Below are 12,017 nucleotides of genomic sequence, written 5' to 3' on the forward strand. Positions count from 1 at the left end.
GCATAAATCAGCGCTGGCGGGCTTGAGCTACGCATATGCATTTATTGCACGATGCCCATCGCTTTATTGCATTGGCGTTCAACGCTGAAACCTGTTTTTTATTCCTTATCCATCCAATAGTGATGCTTTCGTGGAATAAAATGAATAAGTCGATAGTGCTGAAAAAAACCGTGATCGTCTGGCCTTCGCTGCCGATAGCGCTGGCCTATCCGCTCGTCGTGCCGCTGGCGTTGCTGGCACTGTGGTATATCAGTACCGACTACGGCTGGATGCCCTCCCAGATTCTTCCTGCCCCTCATATTGTCGCCAACACCGCCGTCGAACTTTGGCACAACGATCTCCTGCCACAGCTCTTTATCAGTTTGCAACGCTTAGCGAGCGGCCTGCTGGCCGGTTTACTCGCAGGAACCTTACTTGGCGCGCTGATGGGGGCATCACGGCGCGACGAACACCTGCTGCACCCAACGGTATACGTGCTAGCGCAGATCCCAACGCTGGGGTGGATACCTCTGTTTATGGTGCTATTCGGTATTGATGACGGCCTGAAGCTGGCGGTGATTATCAAGGCCGTCATTATTCCCGTGACGCTGCATACGCAAACGGGCGTGCGTAATGTGCCGCATGCACTACAGGAAGTCGCACGTACGCTGCGCCTACCGTGGCATCAGCGTCTCATCAAATTAACACTACCCGCTGCGTTCCCGACCTGGCTCACTGGCCTGCGGCTTGCACTCTCACAGGCGTGGGTATCGCTGATCGTGGTCGAACTGCTGGCGTCGTCTCAGGGGATTGGCTACCTGCTGGTATGGGGACGTCAGCTGTTTCAGCTAGACATCGTGTTTGTCTGCATTGCCACCATCGGGCTGGCAGGGCTGACGATGGAATGGGTGATCAATCAGTTGGATCGCCGTCTGGTCTTCTGGCCGCATCCACCAATCAGCCGCTTAACCACGGCACCGTCTCGCCGCCTATCGGCACTGGTTTTACCCTTTCTGCTTCTGCTGTTCTGGCAGCAGGCCAGCCGCTTTGGCTGGATCGACCCGCTCTTGCTTCCTCCGCCCGCCGATGTGTGGCACATGCTGCTACAAGGCATTCGCGACGGTTCGCTTACCGAGGCGATGCAAGCCAGCCTGACTCGTGCGCTGGCCGGTGCGATAGGCGGTATTGTCGCGGGCCTCATATGCGGTGTTCTGCTGGGGCTACATCCCACCAGCGACGCCCTCTTCACGCCGACTGTCGCGACGCTGCGCCAAATTGCGCTGTTTGCCTGGCTACCGCTGCTGACCGCTTGGGTCGGTAATGATGAAACTGGAAAAATCACGTTTGTCGCACTCGCCTCCTTCTTTCCTATGCTGGTGGCCAGCCATCGCGGCATTCGCCAACGTTCACAGGCATTAGAGGAAGTCGCTCACGTGTTGCAACTCCGTTTATCGACCCGTCTGCGAGTCTTGATCCTGCCAGGCGCAGCGCCTGCGATCTTCGCGGGTTTACGCCTGTCGCTGATTTATGCCTGGCTTGGCACCATCGGCGCAGAATATTTCATGTCATCCGGCACCGGAATCGGCAGCCTGATGATCAATGCCCAACAGTTGCTGGATATGCCGTTGATTATCAGCGGCATGCTGCTGATTGGATTAACAGGCGCGGTGCTCGATCGCGTCGGACTCAGTCTGGAACAGCGGATGACGCGCTGGCGTTCCGCAGGAGAAATCGTATGACGTCCCCTTCCCTTGATGTGTCGCCGCCCGTGGTGCAATTCGACCATCTACGCAAACAGTTTCGTGTACAAGGCGAACCGCTGACGGTAATCGATGATTTTTCACTGTCGATTCACAGCGGTGAGCTGGTGGCGATTGTCGGCAGCAGCGGCTGCGGAAAATCCACACTGCTGCGCATGTTGGTCGGATTAGACAACGACTATCAGGGGCGCGTGCTGGTTGAAGGAAAAACCGTTCGTGGTATCGGACGCGAGCGCGGCATGGTGTTTCAGGAACCACGCCTGTTTCCATGGCTGACCGTGCGGCAAAACATCGCACTCGGACTGGCGAATGAGCCAATCAGCGAAAAAGAGCGCAAACGCCTGATCGACCACTTTATTCAGTTAGTGCATTTGCAGGATTTTGCCGATGCCCTGCCCGCCCAACTTTCCGGCGGTATGGCGCAGCGTGTCGCCATCGCGCGCGGGCTCGTCGCCAATCCCCGCATCCTAATGCTGGATGAACCTTTTGGTGCATTAGATGCCCTGACTCGCCAGCAGATGCAGCAAGAGTTGCGTCGTATTCATCAGGCAGAAGGCACCACTACCCTACTGGTGACGCACGACGTCGAAGAAGCCGTCTACCTCGCAGACCGCGTTGTCGTACTGGCACCACGACCGGGGCGTATCCGCCAGATTGCAACCATTTCTCTGCCGCACCCGCGCCAGCGTGACAGCCAAGACTTTCACCAGCAGTGTAGCGATCTGCTCGCACTGCTGACACAGCCAGCCGATACGGCGGCCATCTCCTCTACTCTGAACACGTAAATACTGGAGCACCATTATGGGACACCCATCCGTCTATCCAACCGGCACAACGATTTACAACCCAGAAAAAGCCTGGGGCGGCTACACCGTCTTTCAGGCGCTGGAGCGCGGCGCGGTGCTGGTGGATATGAACGGCACCGAACTGCGCCTGTGGGAAGGTCTGCACGGCTTCCCCAACAAAATTCTGCCCGGCGGTTACATCCTCGGTCACAGCGGCGAACGTGACTCGCGCTACGGTATGCAAGATATGGTCGATCTGATTCAGGTAGACTGGGATGGCAACGTCGTCTGGAAATTCAACGGCTATGAGCACATCACCGATCCTGATCTCCCGCCCGAGTGGATGGCGCGCGTCCATCATGACTACCAGCGCAGCGGCAACCCAGTAGGCTATTACGCACCGGGGCAAGAACCGCAGTCGATTGGCGGCAACACGCTGTTACTGGCGCACACCAACCTGCATAACGAACGCATCAGCGACAAACTATTACTTGATGACACCATCATCGAGGTAGACTGGCAGGGCAATATTTTATGGGAGTGGCGGTGCAGCGACCATTTCGATGAACTGGGCTTTGACGACGATGCCAAAACCGCGCTGTACAATAATCCTAACCTGCGCAAAAGCGGCGGCGGGATGGGCGACTGGATGCATATCAACTCGATGTCGGCACTCGGCCCCAATCCGTGGTTCGATCAGGGCGATACCCGTTTCCACCCCGATAACATCATCTGGGACGCCCGCGAATCCAATATTATTGCCATCATCGACAAGCAAAGCGGCGATATCGTCTGGCAGCTTGGTCCCAATTACAATACGCCCGAACTCAAACACATCGGCTGGATTATCGGTCAACATCATGCGCATATGATCCCCGCAGGCTTGCCAGGCGCAGGCAATATTCTGGTGTTTGATAACGGCGGCTGGGCAGGCTACGGCACGCCCAACCCAGCCTCCCCTGATGGCGTGAAAAACGCCTGGCGCGACCATTCCCGCGTGCTGGAAATCAACCCAGTGACGCTGGATATTGTCTGGCGCTATTCGCCTTATGAAGCCGGCATTCCACACCCGACCGACGCCTTTCGTTTTTACAGCCCGTACATCAGCAATATCCAACGCCTGCCAAACGGCAATACACTGATTAACGAAGGGGCTAACGGCCGACTGTTTGAAGTCACCGTCGATCATGAAATTGTCTGGGAATTTGTTTCACCTTACTGGGGCAAGACGGTGAACACCAATATGCTGTATCGCGCCTACCGCGTCCCCTATGAGTGGGTACCACAACTGCCGCGCCCACAGGAAACGCCGGTGATCGCCCCGGATAACACCCAGCTACGTCAGCCCGGTGCCGCCGCGCCAGGCTTCGCCAGCATCATTCGTATTGACGGCACGCGCCCCTACAAAAAGAGCGGCGATGCCCTGTGTGTCGCGACCGACAGCGAAGACCTTAAACGCAGCCCGAAACTCTTTGCCGTCAACCGTGAGCGCTTTGCTCCGCTTACCGCCGACGACTGGCCGGAACTAGCAGCACAAGCGGAACCACAGCTGTTGCTAGTCGGTGCCGAGCGCTGCGTCCACTGTAAGAGCCTCTACCGCCAGTTGGAAACGATGCTGGATAACGAGGAATACCAACATGTGTCGAGCCATTATCTGGACGCCGATCATCACATTACACTGGCGGAGCAATTGGCAGTCAGGACGCTACCGACGCTGCTATGGCTTGAAAACGGTGAAGAACGTGCTCGCCTGAGCGGCGCACAGCAGTCCGAACGCCTGCGCCAGTGGCTGGCCGAGCAACAGATTTAACTCTCACACCTTAACGCGATCTCGCTCCCAGTGAGATCGCGTCGTTACTTGCATTTCTCACTTTTCTTGCGCACATCCTTCCATATCGACACAGTCGTCCTCCGCACGTCTTCCCTGCCCGTATTCGCTTCTTTTACCATTGCCTACAGATTATTCAGGGACGGAAACACAGCATGGCCGCGCATGATGCGATGTTTAAACAGTTTCTCAGCGATCCCGCTGTCGCAAAGGATTTCTTCGCCATTCATCTGCCAGAAGAAATCAGGAATATCTGCGATTTCAGCTCGCTACAACTGCAATCGGCCTCTTTTGTTGACGAGGAACTACGCGCAAGAATATCGGATATGCTGTATTCAATTCAGACCACCGCAGGACAAGGCTATATCTATTGTGTGATTGAGCATCAGAGTCGCCCAGAAAAACTGATGCCATTTCGCCTGCTGCGCTACGCGCTAGCTGCTATGCAACAGCACCTCTCTCAAGGTCACGACACGTTGCCGCTCGTCGTTCCTTTACTGTTTTATCACGGCCAGCGTAGCCCTTATCCCTATACGCTGCGTTGGCTCGACGGTTTTACCGACGCTATTCAGGCAGAAAAGCTCTACAATTCATCCTTTCCTTTGATTGACCTAACGGTAATCCAAGATGAGGAAATCAAGACGCATCGCCGCGTAGCGCTACTAGAATTAGTACAAAAACACATTCGCACGCGAGATATGCTGGAACTAGCGCAGGATATCGGGCTATTATTTGAGCGCTGGCAGGTGCCGCTGCCGCAAAAAAGAGCGCTTCTGTTTTACATCGCGCGGAGCGGCAATACATCAAAACCGGCAGCGTTTATTGAGGCCGTCGCGCAGTCTCTGTCAACGGATCGGGAGGCGATCATGACCATCGCACAGCAGCTTGAGAAAATCGGGTTTGAAAAAGGCATCAAACATGGCATGCAGCAAGGAATACAGCATGGTATGAAAGCCAGTGCTCGAAACATTGCTCGTCAGCTCCTGCTTAGCGGCATGGAACCTGCGCAGGTTTGTCAGATTACTCAGTTGAGCGCGACGGAACTGGCACAGCTTGTTGACCCACCGAATGAGTAGGCTCTAAAAATACAACGCCACGAGATAGTCCGCACTTCCCTACGGTTTATTCTTTACCCCCTCTATTTAATCATCGACGCAGTCGACTAAGACGGCGTCTCTGCGCCAATTTATTCGCTCTGGATCACATTTCCTTTGCATCATTTTGCTTTAATTTGTTATGTTATTACATATCTATTTACATCAACCGTATACTTTAACCATGATCAGTTGGGACAGACACACAGACGCCATTCTTCAGGTGGAGAACCTTCGCCTGTCTATTGGTGGTGAAACCAAAGTCAGTGACATCAGCTTTACGCTGTTCGCAGGCGAACGCGTCTGTTTACTCGGCGCATCGGGTTCAGGTAAATCCCTCACGGCTAAAGCCGTGATCGGCACCCCAGCCACAGGCTGCCAGATTAGCGGCAGTATTAAGGTAAATGGTGAAGAGGTCAGTCAGTTGAAAGCGCTGGCGCGCCCGCATACCAGTCGGGCATCTGCCGTTTTTCAAGACTCTGCGACGGCGCTGAATCCGCTCATGCCGTTAGGGAAACAGCTCTCGCTGGCGTTGAAATCCCCCTCTTCTGCTGAGCTTGCTGCGCTTCTGACAGCCATGAAGCTGGACGATATTCCCAACCTATTGCAGCGCTACCCTGCCGAACTGTCCGGCGGTCAGCGTCAGCGTGTTTGTATTACCCTCGCGCTGCTTGGCAAAACTCGGTTACTGGTGGCAGACGAACCCACAACCGCGCTTGATGTCATCACTCAGCAGCAGGTATTACGCGTCTTACAGGAACGTAGCGCGCAGCCGGATGCACCTGCACTGCTGTTTATTACGCATGATATTGCCGTCGCCGCCCAACTCTGCCAGCGCGGTCTGGTAATGGAAAATGGTCAGATCGTTGAATCCGGCAGTATGCTGCAACTACTGAATGCACCACAACATCCTTATACTCGTCGTTTGGTGGCTGCTGCCCGTCGCGCTGACGATGTTTTATCAACCAATTTTTTATCAACCAATGTTTTACCCATCAATATCTTACCCACTAGTGTGTTACCCGTTGCCGGAGCGCTTGCCGGATGAATCACCACCTGCATGCAGTTCCTTCACCTTTTTTAAGTCTTGAGCACGTCAGCCGCTATCGCCAGACGTCGCGTTTACCGTGGCAAAAGGCCGATCCTGCCAGTGCGATTTTTCACGACCTGTCGCTACACTTGCACCGTCACGAACGTGTCGGTCTGGTTGGTGCCTCGGGCTGCGGTAAATCTACCTTACTGAAAACGCTGCTCGCACTTGAAGCGCCGGAGAGTGGTACGGTGTACTGTGACGGTAACCTGATTAAGCCCGGTTCGGTACGTTCGTTGCTTTGGTATCGCCGCCGCGTTCAGTATATTCCGCAAGATCCAGCAGGTTCGCTTGCCCCACGCCAACGCGTCGCCGATCTCCTCACTGAGCCGCTAAAGCGCCTGCGTCCTGGTGAAAATGCGCCAGTATCCCTGCGCAATGTCATGGAACAAGTCGAACTAAGTACAACGCTGTTGGACAAAGCCGCTGGTCAGCTTTCTGGTGGGCAGGCGCAGCGCGTCGCGCTGGCGCGAGCGTTGATTATTCGCCCCGATTTTTTACTGGCGGATGAACCCGTCAGCGGTCTGGATTTACCGTTACGTGAACAGATCAAAACCCTGCTGCAACACGTCACTGAACAAAACAAGATGGGATTGCTGATGGTATCGCACGACATTTCTATGCTCGCCGGGTTGTGCGACAGAATGCTGGTTATGGATAGCGGGCGTATCATCGAAGATCGCCCCACGGCTGCGGTCTTGACTTCACCGCAGCAACCGCACACCGCCCGCCTATTGCAGGCCGTTCCCGTACTGTCGACCCTAGGCTATTAGCTCGCTCAAAACACCCGTTTCACAATAAAATACCGCGTCAATAACACATTTCCCCATCACGGGGATTTCTATCACGGCTTGTTCTATAACGGATGATTGAATGTTAGACCTTACCGCCAACCGCGCTCCACGGCCTTATCCCCCGCTACTTCTGGGTAGCCAGCTTGTTTTCAACATTGGTTTTTATGCCGTTGTGCCGTTTCTGGCTATTTTCCTGCGCGATGACATGCTGCTGTCCGGCTGGGCTATCGGGCTAGTGATTGGCTTACGCACCTTTTCTCAGCAGGGCATGTTTTTAGTCGGCGGCGCACTGGCAGACCGCTTCGGTGCACGCGTGATTATCCTGTGCGGCTGTGTGGTGCGCATTAGCGGCTATTTACTGCTGGCGCTAGGCGACTCGCTGTGGCCGATCATCCTCGGTGCCTGTCTGACCGGGGTTGGTGGTGCCCTGTTCTCTCCCGCCATTGAAGCGCTGATGGCGCAGGCCGGTACGCAAAGCGAAAAAGAGGGAAAGCGTAGCCGTTCCGAATGGTTCGCCCTGTTTGCCATTTGCGGCGAGCTGGGTGCCGTGCTAGGGCCGTTGCTCGGCTCGGTGCTGGCGGGATACGGATTCCAGCGCGTGGCGCTAGCCGGTGCGGGAGTGTTTGTTATCGCGCTCATTATCCTGTTTTTCAGCCTGCCGCCAACGCAGCGCAATCGGGGCGAATTGCAGATTGCCCCCTGGTGGGAGACCTTCCGCCAACGGCGCTTTGTCGCATTCATCATCGCCTATAGCGCTTACCTGTTCAGCTACAACCAGCTCTATCTGGCGCTGCCAGTTGAACTGCATCGCTCTGGCAGCAGTGAGAAAGATCTCGGCCCGCTGTTTGTGCTGGCTTCCCTGCTGGTGATCGGGTTACAGCTCCCGCTAGCACGTTTTGCCCGCCGGATTGGCGCAGCACGCATGCTGCCATTGGGTTTCGCACTGCTGGCCGCGTCGTTCTTTAGCGTGGCGCTGTTTGCCTCCAGCACGCCGCCTGAGGGATGGCAACGTCTTCTTCCCGCTATCTCATTAATTACCCTGCTGACGCTGGGGCAGATGTTAATCGTTCCCGTTGGCATGGATCTTATTCCCCGCTTTGCTAACAACCAGAATCTGGGCGCGCACTATGGTGCATTAGCGTCAATGGGCGGCATCGCCGTGCTGGTCGGTAATTTTATACTCGGTAGCCAACTCGATCGTGCACTGACACCATCGCCACAGGCCGCCATTCCGTGGGTGCTGCTCGCCGCCGTCCCCTTGTGCAGCTCGCTAGCCATGATGGTTATCTGCCGCCCGTTTAAATCCGCGTCAACCGTGAATGAATAAGGACAGATTGATGAATATGCGTAATCTCCTGTGGCCCGTTTCCGGCCTGCTGTCAGCCACGCTACTGCTTTCAGGCTGCTTCAATGAACCGGAAGAAACCCCTACTTCACATCATGACGGTCGAATCAAACTGGCGATGCTCCAGCCACCGCGCTCCGGCCTGACGCCGCTGAGCGATGACGCCTTTAAGCTGTCACGCTGGAGTACGGCAGAAACGCTGGTGGTGCTCGACAAACTGGGTGAAGCCCAGCCCGCGCTGGCGACAAAATGGCAGCAGATCGATGATAAATCCTGGCGTTTTGAACTGCGTCCCAACGTCCATTTTCATGACAACACCACATTAAACGCCGCCACGGTAGTGAATGCGCTGACGGTGGCCTCCACCGCATCGCCCAAGCCGCGTATTCTGGACGGCGTGCAGTTAACGATAAAAGCCGATGGCGATAGTGCTGTTATTGTTTCCACTGCGAAACCCGATCCACTGCTGCCACAGCGTTTATCCAGCCCGCAATTGGCGATCCTCTCCACGCATGCGTACGGTAAAAATCGAGTCGTTAATCCGATCAACACCGGAAGCGGCCCGTTCGCTCTGCGTAGCGTCACGGGCACCAGCAGCGCGGTATTGGATCGGTTCGACGGCTACTGGGGGGAGAAAGCACAGGCCAGCGGTATTGATGTCAGCTTTGTGTCCGATGGCGCAGCACGTGCTGCCGCCTTACGTACCGGTACGGCAGATATTGTCGAAGCCATTCCGGTTTCTCAGGCTCCGCTGCTGGATCAATCACTGGTGCATGAAGTCCCCATGCCACGCACCAACACGCTGTATCTGAATACGCGCCATGGCGTGATGCAAGATCCCACAATGCGGGCTGCCGTACGCGATGCGATCAACCGCCAGCAATTGGTGGATAATGTGTATGAGAAGCGTGCCGATGTCGCCCAAGGGTTGTTAGGCCCTGCGCTGCCATGGGCTGCCGAGCTGCGCCAACCCGTGGCGAATCCGATTAAAGCCGGTACGCCTGCGGGTGCCACCATCACGCTAGCCACTTTCAGCGATCGCGCCGAGCTACCTGAAGTCGCGGTCTATCTGGCACAGCAACTCGCTGCCGCTGGATTTACGGTAAAGCAAGTTGTACGTGAGTATGCGCAGATTGAGTCTGACGCGCTGGCAGGAAAGTTTGACGCCTTTATTTTATCGCGAGCAACGGTGCTAGACTCCGGCGATCCCGTTGCTTATCTGTATAGCGACTTTGCCTGTGAAGGGTCGTTCAATATCGCTCAGTTGTGCCGCCCGGAAATCGATCAGGCTCTGCAAAAAGCAGCGGCTATTCCCGCAGGAGAAGCGCGCCGTCAGGCCATTATGCAGGCAGAAAATCTGATCCTTGCCAGCGATGCCGCGATCCCAATGCTGCATGAACGCGTCATTCAGGGGGAAGGCGCACAGGTGAAAGACGCACTGCGCGACCCACGTGAACGTACGCTGATCAATTCAGCCACGCATATTGCTGCGACGAAATAGCAGGTAACGCACCTGTAACCAGAAAGATGAAGAGTCTATGAGCGAATCGCTGTACTGCCGCACCTGTGCCAACATTAACCAGACGCAACGCCCACGCTATGGCGTACTGATCCCATTGTTTTCGCGACTGCTAACGCTAGCGGGCATTGTGGTACTGATTGGTATGCTGCCATGGCTATCTGGCCAGGACCCGGCGTTGGCATTGTTACGCGCCCGCTCTGGTGAACAGGAAGCAACAGCGGAAACGCTCAACGCGATTCGTCAGTCGCTCGGGCTGGTTCAAGGCCCGTTGCAGTTACTGTTGAACTGGCTGACCGGCCTGTTGCACGGCGATGCAGGCAATTCCTGGGTTTCTGGTCAACCCGTGCTCCCAGGCATGTTGCAAGCGGCGGGCGTCTCGCTCACGCTGATGGCCTCTTCGGCGCTGGTGGCTTTCACGCTGGCTGCGGTGCTGTGCGCCCCAACGTTCCGGCAGGGGCTTCGTGGTCATATTCACCGTTCAGGCGGTCTGTTTGCCGCCTTCTTTACCGCGCTGCCCGAATTCCTGCTGGCGTCATTTCTGCTGATTGTCGGTGCCGTCTGGCTACAGTGGTTTCCCCCTTATGGCTGGCTAGGCCTGCACTACGCGGTGCTGCCGTCGCTGGCGCTCGGTATTCCGGCAGGCGGTTACCTTGGCCGGATTATTGCCGATGCGCTCTCCGCCACCTTTAGCGAAAACTGGCTCACCACCTGGAGTGTGGCAGGCGTGAGCCGTCGTCATATCGCGCTGGCCGTGCTGAAACGCACGCTGCCCAGCGTGATGCCACTGGTCGGATTGGTACTGGTATCGCTAACTGGCGGTGCCATTGCCGTCGAAAAAGTGTTTGCTATTCCCGGTCTGGGACGCGCAACGCTGGGCGCCGCTGCCGCGCAGGATCTGCCTGCATTGCAGGTCGGCGTGCTGATATTACTCCTTATCGCCTCGCTAGCTGGCATGGCGGCTGGCGGTGTGCGGCTGCTGATCCTCGGACGTGCACTGCGCAGCGGGGCAATGCCGGTGCCGGAAGAACGCGCTAGCCTCGTGTCTCGCCACGCCATCTGGCTACCGATTGTCTGCGTACTGCTGTTGGCACTTCTGCTACTCGCGGGTCTGCCGCGCGATCCCGTTACCTCCTCTTTTTTACGCCTGCAACCGCCTTCATTCGCGCTGCCCTTTGGCGCAGACGCGATGGGGCGTGATTTACTCGCACGCGTTGCACACGGCACGCTGAATACCTGCCTGTTGGCACTGGCGGTGTCGCTGGCCTGTCTCGCCATTGGCCTGTTGGTCGGGCTGTTCCCGCGTCTGTTCACCGGCCCCATCGAAGTGACTAACGCCCTGCCGCCAGTGATCGCCGGGCTGCTGGTTGCCGCCGTCAATGGCCCAACGGCCACAGGTGCGGCGATAGCGGTCATCGCCGTCAGTTGGGCTCCACTCGCTGCCCACACCGCAGCGCTGGTCGCTGAAATTAATGCGCGCCCTTATATTCGGATGTTGCCGATACTCGGCGTGGGCCCGATACGGCGTAGCCTGTTCTATATTCTGCCCGCGCTGGCTGGCCCGCTTTTTCGTCACGCCATGCTGCGGCTCCCCGGCATCGCGCTGGCGCTGGCATCACTCGGTTTTTTAGGTCTGGGCGCGTCACCGCCAACGCCGGAATGGGGACGCGTATTAGCGGAAGGTATGCCATATATCGAACGCGCCTTCTGGGGCGTTCTGGCGCCGGCTGCCGCACTCGGCGTGCTGTCGATACTGGCCGTGAGCGCAGCGAATCTCTCTGGTCGCCACAAGCACTAACCGCATGCTTCGCTTCATGAGCGTT

General features: G+C 56.5%; 9 protein-coding genes. All 9 read left to right on the forward strand.

The window, feature by feature from the left end:
- Window positions 1-140 precede the first annotated feature (140 nt).
- Entirely contained in the window at window positions 141-1,718 is a 1,578-nt protein-coding gene (locus A6301_RS07260) for an ABC transporter permease (protein WP_234257445.1), read from the forward strand.
- Window positions 1,715-2,524, forward strand: a complete 810-nt coding sequence (locus A6301_RS07265; protein WP_205541880.1) for an ABC transporter ATP-binding protein — start codon at window positions 1,715-1,717, stop codon at window positions 2,522-2,524. Before A6301_RS07260 ends, A6301_RS07265 begins: the two co-directional genes overlap by 4 nt.
- A 16-nt stretch (window positions 2,525-2,540) precedes the next feature.
- Window positions 2,541-4,334, forward strand: a complete 1,794-nt coding sequence (locus tag A6301_RS07270; RefSeq protein WP_234257446.1) for an aryl-sulfate sulfotransferase — start codon at window positions 2,541-2,543, stop codon at window positions 4,332-4,334.
- 173 nt (window positions 4,335-4,507) lie between these two features.
- Entirely contained in the window at window positions 4,508-5,428 is a 921-nt protein-coding gene (locus A6301_RS07275) for an Rpn family recombination-promoting nuclease/putative transposase (protein ID WP_234257447.1), read from the forward strand.
- Window positions 5,429-5,630: 202 nt separating this feature from the next.
- Window positions 5,631-6,494: an ABC transporter ATP-binding protein gene (locus A6301_RS07280; RefSeq protein ID WP_234257448.1), complete on the forward strand. Its 864-nt coding sequence runs from the start codon at window positions 5,631-5,633 to the stop codon at window positions 6,492-6,494.
- Window positions 6,491-7,309: an ABC transporter ATP-binding protein gene (locus A6301_RS07285; protein WP_215482868.1), complete on the forward strand. Its 819-nt coding sequence runs from the start codon at window positions 6,491-6,493 to the stop codon at window positions 7,307-7,309. The genes A6301_RS07280 and A6301_RS07285 overlap by 4 nt, the downstream gene beginning before the upstream one ends.
- A 100-nt stretch (window positions 7,310-7,409) precedes the next feature.
- A complete protein-coding gene (locus A6301_RS07290; protein ID WP_107170286.1) occupies window positions 7,410-8,657 on the forward strand; it encodes an MFS transporter in 1,248 nt (415 codons plus the stop codon).
- A 10-nt stretch (window positions 8,658-8,667) separates the two neighbouring features.
- Window positions 8,668-10,176, forward strand: a complete 1,509-nt coding sequence (locus A6301_RS07295; RefSeq protein WP_234257449.1) for an ABC transporter substrate-binding protein — start codon at window positions 8,668-8,670, stop codon at window positions 10,174-10,176.
- A gap of 37 nt (window positions 10,177-10,213) precedes the next feature.
- A complete protein-coding gene (locus tag A6301_RS07300) occupies window positions 10,214-11,992 on the forward strand; it encodes an ABC transporter permease subunit (RefSeq protein ID WP_234257450.1) in 1,779 nt (592 codons plus the stop codon).
- Window positions 11,993-12,017 lie beyond the last annotated feature (25 nt).

The sequence above is a fragment of the Pectobacterium sp. IFB5596 genome, from assembly GCF_021432585.1.
Taxonomy (GTDB): Bacteria; Pseudomonadota; Gammaproteobacteria; order Enterobacterales; family Enterobacteriaceae; genus Pectobacterium; species Pectobacterium punjabense.